The sequence below is a fragment of the Selenomonas sp. genome, assembly GCF_057272215.1.
The window spans coordinates 62073-83364 of sequence record NZ_DBHIUY010000007.1 but is presented as its reverse complement, the minus strand read 5'-3'; the positions used below and the strand labels follow the sequence as shown (position 1 = coordinate 83364).

The 21292-nt window shown below is 53.3% G+C and carries 15 protein-coding genes; 10 read left to right on the top strand and 5 right to left on the bottom strand.

The genetic code is table 11. The features are described 5' to 3' along the window. Positions 1 to 234: 234 nt before the first annotated feature. From ACO5Z0_RS07760 to lexA, 10 genes are all read left to right on the top strand, one after another. A complete protein-coding gene (locus tag ACO5Z0_RS07760; protein WP_485649877.1) occupies positions 235 to 1068 on the top strand; it encodes an ABC transporter ATP-binding protein in 834 nt (277 codons plus the stop codon). Beyond that, a complete protein-coding gene (locus ACO5Z0_RS07755; protein ID WP_442676322.1) occupies positions 1065 to 2102 on the top strand; it encodes a FecCD family ABC transporter permease in 1038 nt (345 codons plus the stop codon). The genes ACO5Z0_RS07760 and ACO5Z0_RS07755 overlap by 4 nt, the downstream gene beginning before the upstream one ends. A 90-nt stretch (positions 2103 to 2192) precedes the next feature. After that, the gene (locus ACO5Z0_RS07750; RefSeq protein ID WP_442676323.1) at positions 2193 to 2639 is read left to right on the top strand and encodes an Hsp20 family protein; all 447 of its coding nucleotides are present in this window, start codon (positions 2193 to 2195) and stop codon (positions 2637 to 2639) included. Positions 2640 to 2858: 219 nt separating this feature from the next. Further along, entirely contained in the window at positions 2859 to 3647 is a 789-nt protein-coding gene (locus ACO5Z0_RS07745) for a CheR family methyltransferase (protein ID WP_442676324.1), read from the top strand. 32 nt (positions 3648 to 3679) lie between these two features. Beyond that, positions 3680 to 4648: a phenylacetate--CoA ligase family protein gene (locus ACO5Z0_RS07740; RefSeq protein WP_485649815.1), complete on the top strand. Its 969-nt coding sequence runs from the start codon at positions 3680 to 3682 to the stop codon at positions 4646 to 4648. A gap of 98 nt (positions 4649 to 4746) precedes the next feature. Next, positions 4747 to 8214 carry a helicase-exonuclease AddAB subunit AddB gene (addB, locus tag ACO5Z0_RS07735; protein ID WP_485649814.1) on the top strand — a complete coding sequence of 1156 codons (3468 nt, stop codon included), beginning with the start codon at positions 4747 to 4749 and terminating at the stop codon, positions 8212 to 8214. Next, positions 8178 to 11915: a helicase-exonuclease AddAB subunit AddA gene (addA, locus tag ACO5Z0_RS07730; protein ID WP_485649813.1), complete on the top strand. Its 3738-nt coding sequence runs from the start codon at positions 8178 to 8180 to the stop codon at positions 11913 to 11915. The genes addB and addA overlap by 37 nt, the downstream gene beginning before the upstream one ends. A 261-nt stretch (positions 11916 to 12176) precedes the next feature. Then, positions 12177 to 13781, top strand: a complete 1605-nt coding sequence (gene pckA, locus ACO5Z0_RS07725) for a phosphoenolpyruvate carboxykinase (ATP) (protein ID WP_485649812.1) — start codon at positions 12177 to 12179, stop codon at positions 13779 to 13781. A 152-nt stretch (positions 13782 to 13933) separates the two neighbouring features. Beyond that, entirely contained in the window at positions 13934 to 15991 is a 2058-nt protein-coding gene (recG, locus tag ACO5Z0_RS07720) for an ATP-dependent DNA helicase RecG (protein WP_485649811.1), read from the top strand. Positions 15992 to 16223: 232 nt separating this feature from the next. Next, the gene (gene lexA / locus ACO5Z0_RS07715) at positions 16224 to 16838 is read left to right on the top strand and encodes a transcriptional repressor LexA (RefSeq protein WP_485649876.1); all 615 of its coding nucleotides are present in this window, start codon (positions 16224 to 16226) and stop codon (positions 16836 to 16838) included. Positions 16839 to 16895: 57 nt separating this feature from the next. Here the strand turns inward: lexA and ACO5Z0_RS07710 are convergent, their stop codons facing one another. From ACO5Z0_RS07710 to murB, 5 genes are all read right to left on the bottom strand, one after another. Then, complete coding sequence (locus ACO5Z0_RS07710; RefSeq protein ID WP_485649810.1) at positions 16896 to 18155, bottom strand: methionine gamma-lyase family protein; 1260 nt, start codon at positions 18153 to 18155, stop codon at positions 16896 to 16898. A 14-nt stretch (positions 18156 to 18169) separates the two neighbouring features. Next, a complete protein-coding gene (locus tag ACO5Z0_RS07705; protein WP_485649809.1) occupies positions 18170 to 18859 on the bottom strand; it encodes a hypothetical protein in 690 nt (229 codons plus the stop codon). 77 nt (positions 18860 to 18936) lie between these two features. Further along, the gene (pyrE, locus tag ACO5Z0_RS07700) at positions 18937 to 19512 is read right to left on the bottom strand and encodes an orotate phosphoribosyltransferase (protein ID WP_442673582.1); all 576 of its coding nucleotides are present in this window, start codon (positions 19510 to 19512) and stop codon (positions 18937 to 18939) included. Further along, positions 19509 to 20228, bottom strand: a complete 720-nt coding sequence (gene pyrF / locus ACO5Z0_RS07695; protein ID WP_485649808.1) for an orotidine-5'-phosphate decarboxylase — start codon at positions 20226 to 20228, stop codon at positions 19509 to 19511. The genes pyrE and pyrF overlap by 4 nt, the downstream gene beginning before the upstream one ends. A 133-nt stretch (positions 20229 to 20361) precedes the next feature. Continuing rightward, positions 20362 to 21288, bottom strand: a complete 927-nt coding sequence (gene murB, locus ACO5Z0_RS07690; RefSeq protein ID WP_485649807.1) for a UDP-N-acetylmuramate dehydrogenase — start codon at positions 21286 to 21288, stop codon at positions 20362 to 20364. Positions 21289 to 21292 lie beyond the last annotated feature (4 nt).

Here is a 21292-nt window from a genome sequence, read left to right as displayed (position 1 = left end):
AACTTTCATTAAGGGCGGCGCACAATGTCCACAAGGTGGACGTTTGTGCGTGTAATTTACTATGAAAGTCCAAGAAGTCAAGCCCGAAGGGCGTGAGGATATATGTACAGCGTGCTGCTTTGATGAAGTTGTCGCGGGAAACGGGCATAAAAGTAGCTCATGTCTCTCTGCATGACAGCTGAATATATGTCCTGAAAGTTTATAATGGTGAGGGGGCGGCGGAGTTTGCAGCAGATGATACGGGTCGCGGGGCTTTATGCCGGATATGATCGACAGGTGATCTTGGAGGACGTCTCGTTCGATATCAAAGCGGGCGAGATGGTCGGACTCATCGGACCGAACGGTGCGGGAAAGAGTACGCTTTTGAAGACGATGCGCGGCATCTTGGCGCCGCTCGCGGGCGAGATCTCTGTCATGGGACGGAGAATCGGCGATTTGCCGGCGAAGGAGTTTGCAAAGAGCGCTGCCTATCTGCAGCAGCATCTGGAAATGACCTTCGATTACTCGGCGCGCGAGGTCGTGCTCTCGGGGCGCTATCCGTATCTCTCGTGGTGGCGGCAGGAGCAGGCGCACGATATCGTCATCGCCGAGGCGTGTATGGCGTATACGGGCGTCGCAGAACTGGCGGAAAAACCGCTGTCTGCCATGTCGGGCGGGCAGCGCCAGCGCGTGCTGCTCGCCAAGGTGCTCGCGCAGCAGACGCCCGTGCTCTTTCTCGATGAGCCGGCGACGGGACTGGACATCATCTATCAGGAAGAAATCTTCCGCTTCTGCCGCGAGCTTTGTGCAGCGGGAAAGACCGTCGTGCTCGTCGCGCATGAGCTTTCCCTCGCTGCACGCTTCTGCTCGCGCCTCCTGCTCATTGGGCGCGGCGCGCTTCTCGCCGACGGTCTGCCGCGTGAGGTGCTGACGGCGGAGCTTTTGACGAGAGCGTACGGCGCACCGGTCAAGGTCGTGGAGAATCCTCTGACGAAACATGCGGAAGTTTTTACGGAAGCAGGGAAGGGTATGGAACAGAAATCACAACTTTTGCAGGTCATCTTGGGAACGGAGGAGACAGCGTCTTGAAAAATTTTTGCGAGAAGAAAAGACAATTCTTTTGGCTGCTCCTGCCGTGCCTTGTGCTTTTTGCTGTCGTCCTGTCGATGAGCTCAGGGCAGTATGACATCTCGATGGAGTGCGTGCTCGCAGCGTTTTCTCATGCGGCGGGGCTGCCGTTTTTTTCCGACGTCACAGTTACGCCCGAGCAGCAGGCGGTGCTCTGGCACATCCGTCTGCCGCGCACGCTCGTCGGCCTCATGGTGGGGGCGGGGCTGGGCATCTCAGGCGCGGTGCTGCAGGGCATCTTCAGCAATCCGCTCGCCGATCCCGGCATCATCGGCGTATCGAGCGGCGCTTCCGTCGGCGCTGTGCTCGCTATCGCGCTCGGCGTCTCTGCCGTCAGCGTCTTTTCCCTGCCCGCTTTCGCCTTCACGGGCGCGATGCTCGCCGTGGGGCTTACGGTGTCACTGTCCATGCGCCACGGGCGCATCCCCGTCATGACGCTTCTGCTCTCGGGCGTCGTCGTCGGCATGTTCCTCGGCGCGTGCACGGCGGCGATTCTCACGGTCATGAACGAGCAAAAGATGCAGCAGTACCTTTTCTGGACAATCGGCGGCCTCGACTATCGCCGCTGGGATCACGTCCTTCTGGGAATTGCACCTGTCAGCGTCGGCGCCTTCCTCATGATGCTTCTCTCGCGTCATCTGAATCTCCTCGCGTTCGGTGAAGTGGAAGCGCGCGCCGCAGGTATGCCCGTGACCTTCTTCCGCCTGCTCTTTCTGGCGCTTGCGTCGCTGACGACGGCGGCGGGCGTCTGCATCAGCGGCAACATCGGCTTCGTCGGTCTTGTCGTGCCGCACATGATGCGGCTATTGATCGGCCCCGATCATCGGCGGCTTTTGCCTGCAAGCCTTTTGGCAGGCGGCATATTTCTCGTCGTCTGCGACTCCTTGGGTCGAGTTTTGCTTCAAGGCATGGAGATCCGCGTGGGCATCATGACAGCGTTCATCGGTACGCCATACTTCCTCTACCTGCTGCGCCGTCACATGATGAATTCTTGATTTGTCTCTGCAAGGTTGAATTTTTCAGAAAAACACCGTATAATATAGGCAGTGCAAGTAGCATGGGACAGTTGATCGGAGGGAACCGTCATGATTCGCAGCATACCTTTCAATTTTCGAAACAATGCAGAAAAGACGCGCGACACGGTGGAGCGCGTGGTGGACTTCATCATGGAACAGCCGCTGAATCCCATCGGCAAGGTGACGGGGGCGCTCGCTTCTTTTCGCTGCGACATCCTCGATGAAGAAAATTACTATGCGATCGAAGCGGAGTTGCCCGGCATCTTCAAGGAAGATGTCTCGTTGACCTATGAGGACGATAAGTATCTGACGATTGCTGCAGAAGCGCCTGAGCGGGAGGCGCGTTTGAAGTACGTTCTGCGTGAGCGGCGCACGGGTCGCTTCGAGCGTTCCTTCGTTGTTGACGGCATCAAGTGGGATGAAAGTACGGCTTCGATGGAGAACGGCGTCCTCAAGGTCATCCTGCCAAAGCTCGGCGCAGAGGATGTGAAAAAGAACAGCATAGAGATCAAATAGGCGAAGTGCATTCATGGGCTGCTGCTCAATGCAGCAGCCTTTTTGCTAGGGCGTCTTTGGATTTCTTCAGCAAAACAGGAGTATCATCCCTTTGTGTAGAAATAAGAAGGGGAAAGTGTGCCGTTCTCACGCGGAAAAGGGGAACGGAGCTTTTTATGAAGTGCAATAAGAAAGCGGCAGTGTACGCGACGCTCGCCGCGAGCAGGAGGTAAAACGGATATGTTGGACGAACAGGATTGGGGCTCATTCAAGCGCAAGCTCAAGGCAAAGACAGAAATCGACCTCGATCTCTACAAAGAGCCGCAGATGAAGCGGCGCATCGGCAGTCTCGTGACGCGCAAAGGCTATGATTCCTATACGAAATATTTTGATATGGCGGTGCAGGATAAGACGGAGTTTGACGCTTTTATCGAGTATCTGACGATCAACGTCTCGGAGTTCTTCCGCACGCCGGAGAAGTTTTCCAAGCTTGAGACGGATGTCATCCCCGATCTCCTGACGCGCTCGCCAAAGCTCAACATCTGGAGCGCCGGCTGCTCTATCGGCGCGGAGCCGTATTCTCTGGCGATGATCTTGAAGGAGATGACGCCGGGCAAGCAGCATCGCATTCTCGCGACGGATCTTGACATCGAGATCATCGCCAAGGCGAAGAAAGGTGTCTATACGGACAACGAACTCAAGTGTGTCGAAGGTCCGCGCCTCAGCAAGTACTTTACAAAGGGCAGCGACGGCACATTTGCTGTACACGAGGATATCAAGAATCTCATTGAATTTAAGCGTCATAACCTCTTGAAGGATTCGTTTGAAACAGGTTTTGATCTGATCCTCTGCCGCAATGTCGTTATCTACTTCACAGAGGAAGCGAAGTTTGAGCTTTATACGAACTTCTTCCGTGCGCTGAAGCCCGGCGGCATCCTGTTTGTCGGTGCGACAGAGGCGATCTTGAATTTCCGCAAGATCGGTTACACGAGCTATCAGCCGTTCTTTTATCAAAGACCTCTGACCTGAGGAGGGCTGTTTGAGGAAAGGGGACGGAGCAGATGTTTGCAAATGAAAAAATCGAGCGCATGTGTCAATCCGATCTGCGGGATTTGCAGTTGGCTCGGCTGAAGAAAGCGGTCGCTTGGGCGAGTGAGAAGAGCGCATTCTATCAGAAGAAATTTGCGAATGGTTCTGCGTCGCAGATCGAGAGCCTGGAAGATATAGAAAAGCTGCCGTTCACGGCGCTGCCTGATATCTTGAACACATCGCCGTTTGATTTTCTCACGCTTCCTTTGAGCGGTATTCTGCGCATCAGCTGCCGCAATCATACGGGCGCTGTCGTCAAGATGTATACGAACGGAGATATCGCAAGGAACGTAGACATGCTGACACGCGCCCTCGCGGCGACGGGCGTGCATCGCGCTTCTGTCGTCGGCATTCTCGGCGATATGTCGGATGGTCGTCTGCTCGATTTGCAGATGGCGGCGGAGGTGATCGGAGCGACGACCGTGCTGCTCGGTGAGGATATGCAGACGGCGGTCGAGCTTGTTCGCCTGACGGGCATGGATACGCTCTTGGCGAGCCAGCCGCTCGTCATGCAGCTCATCGTGCACGCGCAGATGAAGAACATCGAGCCGTCGACTTTGCCGCTCAAGGTGGTCGTTTGTCTGAACGAGGCGATCTCGAACCCTATGAAGCGCCATATATGTGAGCGTATGCAGACTGAGGTACACGACCTCTTCGCTTCGACGGAACTGGGGACGGCGGGATTGTTTTTCCCGTGCGGCAAGGGACAGGGACATCATGTGCAGGAGGACTACTGTTATACGGAGCTGATCGAGTTCAGCGGTGCGAAGGTCATTCACGAAGCAGGCCGCATGGGTGAGCTAGTCGTCACGATGCTTGCCGCTGAAGCGATGCCGCTGATACGCTACCGCACGGGGCAGGCGGTCATGCGTCTCGACGAGCCGTGCGCATGCGGTCGTGCCTTCGTGCGTCTGGTGACACCGTTTGGTTTGACGCACTGAGCCTGTTTGAATAGGGATAAGAAAATGCTGCGGGTATTGTCAAAATGACATGCTGCGCGGCATTTTTGTTGATATGCAAAGAACGGAGAGAGACGTCTATGATTGAGTTCCTCTTAGGGCGTGCGGGCACGGGCAAGACGCACGCTTGTCTTGCTGCTATGGCAGCGCGTATGAAGGAAGAGCCTATGGGCAGCGCCCTCGTGCTGCTCCTGCCCGAACATGCGACGTATCGCGCGGAGCGCCGTCTCGCCGCCATGATGACAGACGGCGGCGAGGGCTTCGTGCGCAGTCTCGTATTTGGCTTCAAGCGTTTCGCGCGTCATGTGCTGCAAGAGACCGGCGGTGCGGCGGCTGCGCGTATCACGAGTGTCGGCAGACGGCTGCTTTTGAAGCGCATCCTCGCTGAAGAAGCGGATCATCTGCAGGCGTTTGCACGCGCGGCAAAACAACGCGGCTTCACGGAAACATTAGAAAATGCCTTACAGGAACTCAAGAGCTACGGTCTTAAGGAAGAATCCTTGAGAGAGGTGCAGTCCATGCTATCCGACGAGGCTCTTTGTCAAAAGCTCGACGATCTCGCGCTCATTTATCGCCGCTACCGTGAAAAGATGGCAGGACGATACAACGATACCGGCGATATGCTCGACGCGCTCGCAGCAAAGATTCCTGCTTCAAAGCTGTTGGATGGAGCAGAGATCTGGGTTGACGGCTTTTCTTTCTTCAATCCACAGGAAAGAAGCATCCTCAAGGCGCTCTTTCAAAAGGCAAAAGATGTGCATATCACATTGACCTTCGAGCCGACGGAAGAGGGAAAAAGTCAACGAGAGGGCAGTCTCTTTTATCGACAGGCACAGACCTTGCAGCAAATGAAGCTCATGGCGGAAGCGATGCATCTCCCCGTGCGCGTGCGTGTCTTGACCGAAAACCAACGGTTCACTCAAGGGACGCTTGCCGCCGTCGAGCGCGGAGGGTTCTCCTTCCCGCTCGCACCAGAGCGGGGAGCGGCGGGAATCGCACTCGTTGAGACGGCGACACGGCGGCTTGAGATGGAGGCGGCTGCCGCCGATATCGTGCGCCTTTGCCGCGAAGAGGGGCTGCGCTGGCGTGACGTCGCCATCTTGCTGCGCGACGAAGCCGCCTATGGCGATATACTCGCTCTGATCCTTGAGGATTGCGGCATCCCGTACTTTCGTGACAACAAGCGTGCGGGCGTGCATCATCCGCTTGCCGAGCTCATACGCTCTGCCTTTGAAGTGCTGCGCGGCTGGCGCTACGATGCCGTTTTTCGTGCGCTCAAGACGGGATTTTTCCCACAGACGCGCGGCGAGATCGATCTTCTTGAAAATTATGTCTTGGAGTTTGGCATTCGTGGTTCGCGCTGGATGATGGAAGAGGCTTGGCACTGGCATCGCCGCCGCAGTTTGGATGAGGAATACGCGGGGGCGGACGAGAAGGAAAAGGAACATCTCGCAAAGATTGACTATTATCGCCGCGCCGTGGCAAAGCCTTTGCAGGCGTTTGCACTGGCAGCGAAGGGAGCGGCGACAGTGCGCGGCTTTGCCGAAGCAATCTATCAACTGCTCCTCGTACTCGAAGCGCCGCAGAAGCTCGAACGCTGGGCAGATGAAGCAGAGCGGGCGGGCAGGCTCGCAGAGGCGCGTGAACATCGCCAGATCTGGAACGATGTCATATCTCTTCTGGAGCAGATGGTGGAAACGAACGGTGATGAAGAGATCAAGGTGCGCGAGTTTGAAGAGGTTTTGGGCGATGGGCTTGACGCTTTGCAGATTTCTCTAATTCCGCCGGGACTTGACTATGTGACCGTTGCAGATTTCGATCAAAACAGTGTCGAAAATGCGCGTGCAGTTTACATTCTTGGTGCGAACGAAGGCGTCATGCCACGCCGCAGTCGTGAAAAGGGGCTGCTTTCCGATGCTGACCGCCTGCATTTGAAGGAGGCGGGGCTTGAGCTGCCGCAAGGCTCCGTCGAGAGCAGCTTCAGCGAACGATTTCTTCTTTACAAGGGCTTTACAAAAGCGCGTGATTACCTCTGGGTTTCTTATTCGCTGGCTGATACGGAAGGCGGTGCGCTCTTGCCGTCGTCTTTGATCGGACAGATTCGCACTGTCCTGCCTGACGTTCGTTTGCGCACGATCTCTTTGGACGGAGTTCATGAGCGTCTTTTCGCGGGCGGACGGCAGGCGGTGGCGGGACTTGCGTCGGCGCTTCGTCGCTATCGTGAGAAAAAGACGTTGGCGCCTTTCTGGTGCGATGTTTACAACTGGGCGCTGCACGCTGAAAAAATGCAGGGCGTTCTGCAAAAGGTGCTGCAGGGCATCTTTTCACATGCGGAGGAAGCGGCTCTGCCCGAAACCCTATCGGCGGCGCTCTACACGAAGAACCGCCGTCTGCGCGGCAGCGTCACGCGCTTTGAAGCGTTTCGCGCCTGCCCTTTTCGCCACTTTGCGCACTACGGTCTGCGCTTGACGGAGCGTCCCGAGCGAGGCTTTCGTGTGCCCGATCTTGGCATCCTGCTGCACGCTGCCCTGCGTGATTTCGGTGAACGCTTGAAAGGAGAGGGCAGGCGTTGGCGTGAGGTGAGCGAAGAGGAGTGCGGTGAAATCCTGCATGAGATTCTTACGATGCTTGCGCCAAGATTGCAAAATGAAATTCTTCTGAGTACGAAGCAGTATCAAAACTTACTCTCGCGTATTGAGGAAACGGCGAAGAAGGCGCTTGTGCGGCTCATCGACCTTGACAAGGCAAGCGACTTTCATCCCGTCGCCTTTGAGCGCTCCTTCGGACTTGCACCCGGCAGTCTGCCGCCTTTGACGTATGCACTCTCCGATAGCTGCTTATTGGAGATCACGGGGCAGATCGATCGCATCGACATGGATGAGACGGGGCGTTATTTCCTCATCATGGACTATAAGACAGGCGGGGCATACATCAATCTCATCGAGGTGTACTACGGTTTGCGACTGCAACTTCTGACGTATCTGCTTGTCGCCAAGAATCTCCTTGCGCATACCGAGGAAAAGGAGCTTTTGCCTGCCGCCATGCTGTATTGCTTCTTGAAGAATCCGCTTATCACAGCATCGCACCGCATCGATGAAAGGGAAGCAAAGAAGCTCTTGCAGGGTAAACTCAAGATGCCCGGTTGGGTGCTTGCGGATGCCGATGTCATACGCGCACTCGATGCTACATGCAGTTTCACGAAGGTCGCTTTGACACAGAAGGGAGAAATCGACAAGAGGCGGCTGGATTCTGTCAAAACGGCAGAGGAGTTCGCCATACTGCTCGACTACATCGCCTATATTTTGACTGACACGGGCAGACAAATCATGGCAGGTGAGGTGCGCGCTTTGCCATATCGTTTGAAGGATAAGACGGCATGTCAGTATTGCCCGTACATCGCCGTCTGCGGATTCGATACGCTCGTGCCGGGCTTCAACTATCGCCGTCTGCAAAATCACGAAGATGCGGAGCTGATGGACAGCATGGAATTGAAAGGGAAGGAGGCTGCAGCATGGACAGCGAACGCAAATGGTCTCAAGCGCAGCTGAAAGCGATCGAGGAAAGGGGTAAGAATCTGCTCGTCGCGGCAGCTGCCGGCTCGGGCAAGACCTCGGTGCTCGTCGAGCGCATCATTCGCCGCATTCTGCATGGGGAAACAGACGTCGATCGTCTTCTCGTCGTCACCTTTACAAATGCCGCCGCTGCCGAAATGCGCGAGCGTATCGAAGCGGCGTTGGCGCAGGAGATTGCAAAAGGAGCGGCATCGCCGCATTTGGAGCGTCAGCTTGCACTTTTATCCAACGCTTCGATTTCGACGCTCCATTCCTTTTGCCAGAACGTCATTCGACGCAATTTCGCCGCCATCGACCTCGATCCGAAATTTCGACTCGCGGGGGCACAGGAGATTCGCCTGCTGCAGCAGGATGTTCTTGAAGAAATCTTTGAGAGAAAGTATGAAGAAGCCGAGGAATCTTTCCTTTCCTTTGCAGCTGCCTACGGCACAGAGCGCGGCGATGAATCCCTCTATGTCATGGTGCTGCGACTGTATGCTTTCTCGTGCAGTCAGCCCTTTCCCTCGTTGTGGCTTGACTCGCTCGCTGCGCGTTTTGACCTCGAAGATACACAGAGCCTCTTCGAAACCCCTTGGGCGTCGACGGTGCTCGCACAGATCTCCTGCATCCTCACGGGTTGTCTTGCCGCCGTGCAGCGACTCGTCGAGAAATCGGCTGTACTCGGTTATGAAGCATGTCACGATGCTTTAGAAGAGGATGAAAGACTCTTGAAAAGGCTGCTTGCGTCTTTGGATGGGAACGATTGGGATGCGATGCAGCGGGAGTTTTCATCTTATAAGCACGCGACGATGCGCTTTTCCAAGGATATGGATGCGATGGAGAAGGAAGAGGCGAAGCGTCTTTTTACGCTGCCGCGTGACCGCATGAAGCAGAAGCTCAAGCGGCTCAAGGAAACGTATTTTCACTCGCCGGAGGAAGATATTCTCAATGATCTGTGCGCTCTTTCGTGTACGGCACACGTCATCGTCGGCATTGTCAAGGACTTCACCGCCGCTTTTCAGGCGGCGAAGAAGGAGCGCGGTATCGTCGATTTCAATGACTTGGAGCATTTCGCGCTCGCCGTCCTCTGCGACAAAGATGCACCGGAGGGAGAGCTTCGTCCCTCGGCGCAGGCGCTCGCTCTGCGCGAAAAGTATGAGGAAGTCATGGTGGACGAGTATCAGGACACGAACGGCGTGCAGGAAGCGATTCTTTCCCTCGTTGCACGCGCGGACAACCTCTTTACTGTCGGCGACGTGAAACAGAGCATCTATCGCTTCCGTCTCGCCGATCCGCAGCTGTTTCTCAAGAAGCATGGAGAGTATCCTAATCTGGGGGAAAGATATGTGCGCATCGACCTCTCGGAGAACTATCGCAGCCGCGCAGGCGTACTTGCGGCGGTGAACTGGATCTTCTCGCAGCTCATGACGCCCGATGCGATGGAGCTTACCTATGACGATGCGGCTGCTTTGCACTTTGCAGCGCATTATCCCGAGTCGGAGGAAAACAACCTTGCGGGCGCCACCGAGCTTCACATCATCAAGAGCGACGACATCCCTGCGGAGACGACGGAGCATACTGACGAATCGAACGACAATGGTGCGTCGGAAGATGCGGACGAGGATGCCGACGAGCTCAAAGGTTTCGCCTTGGAAGCGACGTTCATCGCGCGGCGCGTGCGTGCATTGATGGCGAGCGGCACACTCGTCGCGGACAAAGGTGCATACCGTCCGCTAGAATGGCGCGACATCGTGATCCTCCTGCGCGCTGCTCGCGGTCGGGCGGATATCCTGTTGGAAACACTGCGCGATGCCGACATCCCGTCGTACGCATCGCTTGATGCGGGCTATTTTCAAGCGATGGAGGTGCGCGTCGTGCTCTCCGTACTTGCCGTCATTGACAATGCGCGTCAGGATGTGCCGCTCGCGGCGGTACTCTATTCGCCGATCGTTGGTCTGACTTTCCGCGAACTTGCCGAACTTCGCCTTGCTGCTCCCGAAGACGATATCTTCGGCGCACTCATGGCAGTGAACGATCCCGGCGCGAAGTTTTCCACCGCCTTACAGGAGAAGGTATCGAACTTTCTGCGGCTTTTGAGCAGCTGGCGTACGCTCATGCGGCGTGTCAGCGTCCCCGAGCTTATCTGGCAGATCTACCGTGACACGGGCTATTACGATTATGTGGGTGGCGTGGCGGGCGGACTGCTTCGGCAGGCGAACCTGCGAATGCTCGCCGACCGCGCACGCGACTACGAGAATACGAACTTTCGCGGACTGTTCCGCTTTCTGCGCTTCATCGAAAAGATGCAGCAGATGGAAACCGATCTTTCCGCCGCACGCACACTGGGCGAGAATGAGGATGTCGTGCGCATACTGACGATCCATAAGAGCAAGGGACTGGAATTTCCCGTCGTCATTGTTGCGGGGCTTGGCTCGAAGTTCAACATGCGCGATGCGGCAGAGGAGCTTCTCATGCACCGTGAGCTTGGACTGGGACTTTACCGCGTAGAGCGCGAAAAATCGCTGCGCTATTCGACCTTTGCGCGGGAGGCGGTTGCCGCACGCATCCGTCAAGAGAGCAAGGCAGAGGAGCTGCGCGTCCTCTATGTGGCAATGACGCGTGCACGCGAAAAGCTCATTTTGGTCGGCTCGACGAAGAAACTCGCCGCGCGTGCAGAAGGCTGGTGCAGTTTCGTCACAGAAACGAAGCGTCAGCTTCCCGCGTATGCGCCGCTTGAGGCAAACACCTTCCTCGATTGGCTCGGCATGACCGTCGCGCGTCATAGAGACGGTGCGCCGCTTTTAGAAAAGGCATCGCTCTTGGAAAAGCGCGTTGCGCCGGAAGGAGACGATGACTCACGCTGGCAGGTAAACATCGTGCCGGGATCATCCGTCACGAGCGTCAACGCAGCCGTTCCCAAAGAGGATGAGGTTTTCGAGAAGCTGCGCCAAGGAGCGCCGCTGCCTGCGAGCGAGGAGAAAGAAGCTGTGGAAGCAGCTCTTGCGTGGCAGTATACGCCGCATGGCGTTGAAGAAGTACCTGCGAAGCTATCCGTCACGGAGCTGAAACGCCGCTTTTCTGCTGAAAATGCAGCGGAAGAAAAACCCTATATGCCGCTGATGGAGAAAAACGGCGGCTTCGCTGCATTTTCCTTCAAGCGTCCCAACTTCATGCAGAAAGCAACAGGGCTTTCCGCTGCGGAATACGGTACACTGATGCACACGGCGCTCCAGCACATCGACCTCGCAGGCGACTGCAGCCGTCAAGGTTTGGAGGCGCAGTTGGCGGCGATGACAGAAAAAGAGCTGCTGCTGCCTGAGCAAGCGGCTATCGTCCGCCTCGATGCCATCGAAACCTTCCTGCACTCGCCGCTTGGCATTCGAATGAAAAAGGCGCGCCGTCTCTGGCGCGAACTTCCGTTCAGCCGCAGACTTGAAGCGCGTCGCTTCTATCCTGCGGCGGAACCTGCTGCTCGTATCTTCGTTCAAGGTGTCATCGACGTACTCTTCGAGGACGAAAATGGCGCCCTCGTGCTCGTGGACTACAAGACGGATAAGGACACGAATCCGATGAACATTTGCAGGAAGTACCGCCTGCAAATTGACCTCTACACAGAAGCGATAGAGGCGATCTTGGAGCGCAGAGTGACGGAACGCTGCTTATACTTGCTGCACGACGGCAAAGTCGTGCAGGTGTAGCGAGGATTGTTGTTGCAGACTTTCGGACATAGGTTCAGCCGTCACGCGAAGCGGCATGAGGTTCTTTTTCGCCCGTTTCCTGCAATGGCGTCGTCAAAGAGGCACGCTGTACATACGTCCTCACGCCTTAATGAGAGTTCGCCAATCTTCATAAATAAAAATTGAAAACAAGCAGGATTTCCCTAGAAAAGCGAGAAAGAAATAAGTGTAACATGTTTGAAACCATACTTATTCAACATTTTATGAAAGAGGTAGAGAAACATGGCAAAACTTGATTTGGCAAAATACGGGATTACAGGTGTGAAGGAAATCGTTCACAATCCGTCCTATGAGCAGCTTTTTGAAGAAGAAATGAAGTCCGATCTCACGGGCTTTGAAAAGGGGAAACTCACGGAGCTTGATGCGGTGAACGTCATGACAGGCATCTTTACGGGACGTTCACCTAAGGACAAGTTTATCGTCATGGACGAAAACTCCAAAGATACGGTCTGGTGGACATCGGAAGCCTACCCGAACGACAACCATCCCGCCAGCCAGGAAACGTGGGAAGAGCTGAAGAAAATCGCAAGGCAGGAGCTTTCCAACAAGCGTCTTTTCGTCGTGGACGCTTTCTGTGGCGCAAACAAGAACACGCGCATGGCGGTGCGCTTCATCGTCGAGGTTGCATGGCAAGCGCATTTCGTCAGCAATATGTTCATCCTGCCTTCGAAGGACGAATTGGAGAACTTTGAGCCGGATTTCGTCGTTTATAATGCGTCAAAAGCAAAGGTCGAAAACTACAAGGAACTGGGGCTTCATTCGGAGACGGCGGTTGCTTTCAATATCACGAGCCGCGAGCAGGTCATCATCAATACATGGTACGGCGGAGAGATGAAAAAGGGCATGTTCTCGATGATGAACTACTACCTGCCCTTGAAGGGCATCGCTGCGATGCACTGCTCGGCAAACACCGATCTTGAGGGCAAGAATACGGCGATCTTCTTCGGTCTTTCGGGCACGGGCAAGACGACGCTCTCGACGGATCCGAAGAGACTTTTGATCGGCGATGATGAGCACGGTTGGGACGACAATGGTGTCTTTAACTTCGAGGGCGGCTGCTACGCGAAGGTCATCAACCTCGATAAGGACTCCGAGCCGGACATCTATAATGCCATCAGCCGCGATGCACTCTTGGAAAATGTCACGGTCGATGAAAGCGGTAAGATCGACTTCGCCGATAAGTCCGTGACGGAGAATACGCGCGTCTCTTATCCGATCGACCACATCAAGAACATCGTGCGCCCGATCTCTTCCGCGCCATCGGCGAAAGAAGTCATCTTCCTGTCTGCGGATGCTTTCGGTGTCTTGCCGCCTGTTGCCATCTTGACGCCGGAACAGATGGAATATTACTTCCTCTCCGGCTTTACGGCGAAGCTCGCGGGCACGGAGCGCGGCATCACGGAGCCGACGCCGACATTCTCGGCGTGCTTCGGGCAAGCGTTTCTTGAGCTGCCGCCGACAAAGTACGCGCAGGAGCTTGTCAAGCGGGTGCGCCAAAGCGACGCCAAGGCGTATCTCGTGAATACGGGTTGGAACGGTACAGGCAAGCGAATCTCCATCAAAGACACGCGCGGCATCATCGACGCGATCTTGAATGGTTCGATCAACAAGGCGCCGACGAAGAAGCTCAAGTACTTTGAGTTCGATATACCGACGGAACTTGAAGGCGTCGATACGAACATCCTTGATCCGCGAGATACTTACGCTGATCCGGCAGAGTGGGAGAAGAAAGCGCAGGATCTCGCCGGGCGCTTCATCAAGAACTTCAAGAAATACGAGACGGATGATGAGGGCAGGGCGCTCGTCTCTGCTGGGCCGAAGCTCTAAGGCTTATCGTTCGTCAAAGGCAGACACGCTCATCCGTATATCGTGATAAAAGAGGGATGTTTGTCTGTGTCTTATAAAGAAAGAAACCCGCCTGCGATTTGATGCGGAGGCGGGTTCTTTTTGCTTGGAATTTGAGTGAGGATGTGTACGTCATGGAACTACAGACAAGCCTTTTGAAGGTCAAAGGCATCGGTGCGAAGAAATACGAAGCGCTGAACAAGCTCGGACTCTTCACGGTCTACGACCTATTGACGTACTATCCGCGTACCTACGAGGACAGGCGCGTCTTGACGCCGCTCGCCGAAGTCGTCGTCGGAGAGCAGCAGGCGGTTACCGGCGTCATTCGCCATATCGTCGAGCGGCGCACAGGACGCGGCATCCATATCCTGAGTGTCGATATCGATGACGGCACGGGATTTCTTCAAGTCACGTTCTTCCAGCAAAAGTTCCTCAAAGGAAGGCTCAAAGCAGGGCTGCGCCTTTTCGCCGTCGGCAAGATTGAATATGCTTTCGGCGGGCATGGAAAGAAACAGATGCGTCAGATCAAGGATTTTTCTTTGCTTGAAAAAGATGGGGCAGCAAATTTGGGCATCCTGCCTGTTTATGCAGCTTCAGGCAGTCTGAATCAGAAGTTTTTCCGCACATTGTTTACAACGGTATGTAAAGAAATTCAGACGATTGCGGAAATCCTGCCCGAGAGCATCTGCCAGCGTTATCGCCTCGTCGCGCGTGATGAGGCGTACCGGCAAGTGCATTTCCCCGAGTCGCCCGATGCGCTCCATCTTGCGCGTGAGCGTCTGATCTTTGAAGAACTGTATCTCATTCAATGCGGTCTTTTGCTCCTGCGCCGTGAGAGCCGCCAAAAAAAGAAGGGCGTACGTCATCTTGGCGAGAGCCGACTTTCGCGCGAAGTGTGCGCGGCGCTGCCGTTTCAGTTGACAGAAGATCAAACGAAGGCGTGGCACGACGTACGGCAGGATATGGAACTTCCTGTACCGATGCGCCGTCTTTTGCAAGGCGACGTCGGCTCGGGGAAAACGGCTGTTGCCTTGCTTGCACTTGTCAAGACGGTGGAAAACGGCTTTCAGGGCGCATTCATGGCGCCGACGGAAATTTTGGCGCGTCAGCACTTCGATACGTTCCGGCGCCTGCTTGACGGCTTGCCCGTACGCCTGTTGCTCTTGACAGGGCGGCTCACGAAAAAAGAGCGTGAAGCGGCGTATAAGGCGATCGAAGCGCATGAAGCCGATATCGTGATCGGTACGCACGCTTTGATTCAAGAGAACGTCACTTTTTCAGCGCTCGGTCTCGTTGTGACGGATGAGCAGCATCGCTTCGGCGTCGAGCAGCGTGCCGCCCTCGAAAAGCGTGCGCAGCTTACGCCTGATCTGCTTGTCATGACGGCGACGCCGATCCCTCGCACGATGACGCTGACGGTCTACGGCGATCTCGACGTCTCGCGCATCGAGCGTCTGCCGCCGGGGCGCGTACCCGTCGCGACCTTCCTGCGCACGCCCGACCGACGTGATCGCATCTATCGCTTCGTGTTGCAGGAGATCGCCAAGGGCAGGCAGGCGTACATCGTCTGCCCGCTCGTCGAGCAGAGCGATATGCTCGATCTGCCGTCCGCGCAGGAAGTCTACGATGAGCTGCGTGCGGGTGTGTTTCGTGAAGTGCGCTGCGGCCTTGTTCATGGCAAACTCGCAAAGAACGAAAAGGAAACCGTCATGGCAGACTTTCATGCGGGGAAGATCGATGTACTCATCACAACGACTGTCATTGAGGTCGGCGTCGATGTGCCAAACGCAAGCATCATGACCATCGAGAATGCCGAGCGCTTCGGACTCGCTCAACTTCATCAACTGCGCGGTCGTGTGGGGCGGGGCGCACACAGATCCTATTGCATTCTGATTTCATCGACACACATCGAAACGGCGAAGAAGCGTCTTTCTCTCTTAGAGAGCGTTAACGACGGATTCGTGCTTGCCGAGGAGGATCTGAAACTCAGAGGCCCCGGTCAATTCTTCGGTGCAATGCAGCATGGTCTGCCAGACCTCAAGATGGCGGATGCTCTGCGCGATGTCGATATATTGCTCAAGGCACGCCGCGCCGCTCTTGAAACAATGGAAAACTCCGCAATGCGAAAGAAAGTCGCTGAGATCTTGCGGCTTGAATACAAGGATTTTTTTACAAAGATCACGGATGTTTGAGATTTGCCGCTGTTTGAGGAAAACGCATTTAAATTATAACTTCCGATAAGTATAAATTATCGGAAGTTATAAATACAGACATCCACCTTTTAATGAAAAAAATAATCCGTCAATAAGTTTTTATTTATGCTATCCATAGCGTAAAAATAGCATATCTGCTATAATAAAGTCAGTAGCGCGTATTTGACGCAGATGAATAGAGCAACTATATCGGTGTTTATGGGTGATGAACATGAAACGACGTCATACTTCTGCCGAATGGCAACAAACGATTTTTTCTTATATCAAAAACTTTTTATTGGAAAAAGGCTACCCACCGTCTGTACGTGAAATTGGTAATGCTGTGGGATTGAAGTCCAGCTCTACGGTTCACGGGTATCTCGCAAAGATGGAAGAGTCCGGTCTGATTAAGCGCGACCCGGCGAAACCGCGGGCTATTGATATTCTTGAAGAGAAGCCTTGGGAGCGTAATGTTCCCGTTCCGCTTGTTGGTACCGTAACAGCAGGTATTCCGATCTTGGCGGAAGAGAATATCGAAGAAGTGTTCTCCATCCCCCAGGGGCTTATTGGTACGCGCAGTAAAGTGTTTGCCTTGCGGGTAAAGGGATCCAGCATGATCAAGGCAGGGATCAATGACGGTGACTTCGTCTTTGTCAAACAGCAGGAAACGGCAGACAATAGCGATATTGTTGTCGCTCTGGTTGAGGATGGAAGCGCCACTGTCAAACGTTTTTTTAAAGAAAAAGATTGTATACGTTTACAGCCGGAAAATGACGAGATGGAACCATTTTATGAAAAAAGCGTTCGGGTACTCGGAAAAGTAATCGGTACATATCGCCGATTTTAAGAAAGGGCATGCAGAGACTTTTTTCTGCATGCCCTTTCTTCAGCTATCCAGCCAACTTCATGGAACCAGTATTTTCTTAGTAAGATTTTCGATTTCTTCGGCGGCTCCCAAAATGCCGAACATAATTTGTTCAAATGTCAAACCGCCTTGCAGATAAACATTGTAAGGCGCCCGCAGAGGTCCGTCCGCACTGAACTCGATGGATGCGCCTTGCACAAACGTTCCTGCCGCCATAATAATTTGATCCGTATACCCCGGCATATCCCACGGTTCCGGCTTCACAAAGGAATCGACGGGCGAATATTTCTGTATGCCGCCGCAAAATGCAATGAGTTTATCTTCTGAACCCAACTCGATTGCCTGAATGATATCCCCTCTTGCATCACTCGTTTTGGGATACGTTGTGTAACCGAGTTTTTCAAAAACCCCTGCCGCAAACAATGCCCCTTTCATTGCCTGTGATACTACATGAGGTGCTAAAAACAAGCCTTGGAAAAACAAGCGATTGTTGACAAGTGATGCACCGAGTTCTGCTCCCATGCCCGGTGCTGTCAAGCGATAAGAGGCAAGTTCGATAAGATCCTTTCGTCCTGCAATATAACCGCCCGTTGGCGCAAGTCCCCCACCGGGATTTTTGATTAAAGAGCCTGCCATAATGTCGGCTCCTACCTGCGTTGGTTCCTGCAATTCTACAAACTCACCGTAACAATTATCAACGAAGCAAATGCAGTCGGGTTTCAGATGATGAACCTTTTCACAAATGACTTGAATGTCTTTGATGCACAGCGTTGGCCGCATACTATACCCGCGAGAACGCTGAATCAAGACTATTTTCGTCTTTTCATCAAGCGCTGCATCTATTTGATCTATAGCAACAAGCCCGTTTTCCAGCGGAAGTTCATCGTAAAGAACGCCGTGTTCTTTCAAAGAGCCTGGACTGGATACTGCGTGACCGATGACTGTCTGCATCGTGTCATAAGGTGCGCCGGTCAAAGATACAAGCCTATCTCCCGGGCGCAATATGCCGAACAGCACCGTAGCCAAGGCATGTGTACCGGAAACGAATTGCGTACGCACCAACGCGTCCTCGGCTCCAAAGACGCGTGCATAAAGTTCTTCAAGTTTCGTCCTGCCTATATCATCATAAGCATAACCGGATGATGTGTTGAAATGTATATCAGAAACCTTGCAATTTCGCATCTCTGTAAGAACTTTCAAGGTATTTTCTTCGCTGATTTTTTCGATCTTCCGAAAAGGATCTTCTAAATCTTTTAAGACTTGCTCTTTTAATGCAAGAACTCCGCTTGAAAATGGCATGAGATAAAATCCTCCTATTCTTTCTGTTCCATCGCTTTTCGGCGAACATCCTGCAATCGTGGAACGAGGTGATGTTCGAGCTTGGTAGCAAGTTCGCTGAGATCGGTTGAATCGAAAAGGTAATTGATTTCCGGAATCCCGCGAATTCTGCCTTCACCGAAGAATTCATCACGAAAAATATTGTAATAGATAGCAAAATTGCTCTCAATGGAAAAATCGGAATAATCCAAGATGATGTAAGAGCCGTTCGTAATTTTCAGCGGCTTTTCCGGTCCGATGAATCGTTCAAACCCTTCCAGTGATACAGGAAGGGTTTTTCCGTATTCCCACTCCATAATATTCTTCTTGCGAACGATGCTGCTGACGGCTGTTGGCTCGAATGTGATGAGCTCCACAAGCAGCTTTTTCAGATGCTCATCAAGATGTTTTTCAAAGGCAGAAATATTGGATGCAATAAATTCAATGCAGCAAAATTTCGTCAGACCGATTTGCACGCTAACCTTGTATTCCTTAGTTTCTTCATGATAATACGCCGTGGCGATGCAGTGCTCTTCAGGATTCTCATAGGAAAACAGTTGATATATATCTTCTTCGATTGTCATATCTTTTCGATACGAAAATCCTTCAAACAATGCCGGCAACTTCTCTAAATACGTCCATGTACGAACATCTTCTTCGACTTTTTTTATCTGCTCTTCTTTCAAGATATTCTCCTTAATATATGGTATGCGAAAAGACAGGAGCCGACTCTACGCTCCTGTCTTTTTCATAGGTACCCTATCTATTTGCCGGTTCTGCCTCGTTTCGTCAAAGGCATACCCTCTTTACAAAGGGGGCACACTTCTGGCTTGTACGCTTCAACATTCATGTGCAGAAGGGCTGTGCACGGTACTCCATCGAAATGCACCTTTCCGTTGCTGCGATCCACAAGCATTGCCACAGCTACAGGTATTCCGCCAAACTCGCGCACAACTTCAATGACTTCCTCAATCGACCCGCCGGTCGTGACGATATCCTCGACAATCAGGACCCGTTCCCCTTTTTCTAACGAAAACCCGCGCCGAAACGTCATTTTTCCGTTCTCACGCTCGGTAAATATGGCTCTTGTGCCAAGGGCTTTTCCTGTTTCGTGCGCCAAAAGAATACCGCCAGTTACAGGACCTACGACGGTATCAATGCTCTTGTCCTTGAACTTTTCCGCTATCGCACGACAAAGACGTTCTGTATACTGCGGATGTTGCAATACATTGAACTTCTCTACATAGTGCGGGCTGTGCAGCCCTGATGTCAGGAGAAAATGACCATGCATAATGGCATGGGTCTCTGTCAGTAAGTCTTTGACTTCTGCTTCTGTCATGACTTTACGCTCCCCATCTCTTTCAGGATATTTTCTGCCGCATGTTTAGGATTCAGCGCTAAACGAATGGGGCGTCCAACGACGAGATGCGTAGCGCCGCTTCCTAAGGCGATTGCCGGCGTTGTAATACGGCTCTGATCGTTAATGGCTGTACCCGCAGGACGCACGCCCGGCGTCACGATCAGGAAATCCTGACCACAAGCATCCCGAATGGTTTCTGCTTCCATCGGTGAGGAAATGACGCCGTCAAGCCCCGCCTCTTGCACCAGTTTTGCCAAATGGACAGCCTGATCATCGAGATCCATATCCGGCCACATCCTGCTCCAATCTTTCAGACTGATGCTGCTTAAAATGGTTACAGCCACGAGTTTCGGTCTTTCGATGCCAAGTTTTTCCGCCTCATCCTTAACCGCTTCGAGTGCTTTTTCCATCATGATAAAGCCGCCTGTAGCATGGACATTGATCATGTCGATTCCCAGCCGCGTCAAAACACGCAAGGCATTGGCGACCGTATTGGGAATATCATGGAGTTTTAGATCGAGAAACACCTTTTTCTGTTTGCTCTTGAGATATTCGATCACTTCGGCACCCATACTGTAAAACAGCTCCATGCCAACCTTGTAAAATCCTACACTGTCACCCAATGTTTCGACGAGATTGTGCACCTCATCCACGGAATGAACATCCAACGCTACAATTAACCGCTCATCTGCCATTTCCTATCCCCCCAAACATTTCTCTCTTACATTATTATAGTATGGAAGCCGAAGTTTGTCTATATTGTATCAAGGCGGTGCATAGCGGCTACCCACAACCCCAGTAACCATGAGCCTTCGCGCAAATAAGGCATCAATCTTTCTCGCCTAAGACACGAACTTCGGGAAACAGCTTGACTTGATGTTTGTCAAAAACGCGCTGCTGTACTTGACGGATGAGTTCAAGCACATCTGCCGCCGTGGCGCTGCCTGTGTTTACGACGAAACCCGCATGTTTTTCGGAAATCTGCGCCCCACCGACCGTGAATCCTTTAAGTCCCGTCTGTTCAATCAAGGTTCCGGCATAGTAGCCTTCCGGTCGTTTGAATGTACTGCCGGCGCTTGGCATTTCCAAAGGCTGCTTGCTCTCCCGACGCTTCGTAAACCCTGCCATTTTTTCCTCGATATCTTGTACCGCGCCCGGTACAAGAGCAAGTTCGACTTCGCAGATAGCGCAGCCGTTCTCTTGAAAAATGCTGTGACGGTAGCCGAATTCTAAATGATCTGCTGCAAAATGCACCGTTTTCCCTTCGGGGGAAATCGCTCGAACAGCAGAAACGACTTGCTTCATTTCACCATCATAAGCTCCGGCGTTCATGAATACAGCCCCGCCGATGCTTCCCGGTATGCCGCAGGCAAATTCCATGCCGGAAAGCCCTTTCTCAGCGGCGAATTTTGCTATGTCGCTGAGGAGTGCGCCGGCGCCTGCCTTGAGGATATTGTCCTTCTTCTCGATGGCAGAAAACAGGGAATTGAATTTGATGACAGCTCCGCGTATGCCTTTGTCTAAGACGAGTACGTTGGAACCGTTGCCGAGAATCACGAAGGGAACGCCGTGCTTCTTCAAGCATTGAAAAACGAACGACACATCTTCCATTGAAGTCGGGAAGATGAGCACATCCGCCGGGCCGCCAATGTGAAATGTCGTATGCTCACGCATTGGCTCGTTTAGGAGAACACATGACGGCTCCATACGGCTCCGAATCTCGTCAACAAATTTTTGGTTGATTTGCAAATCCATTCAG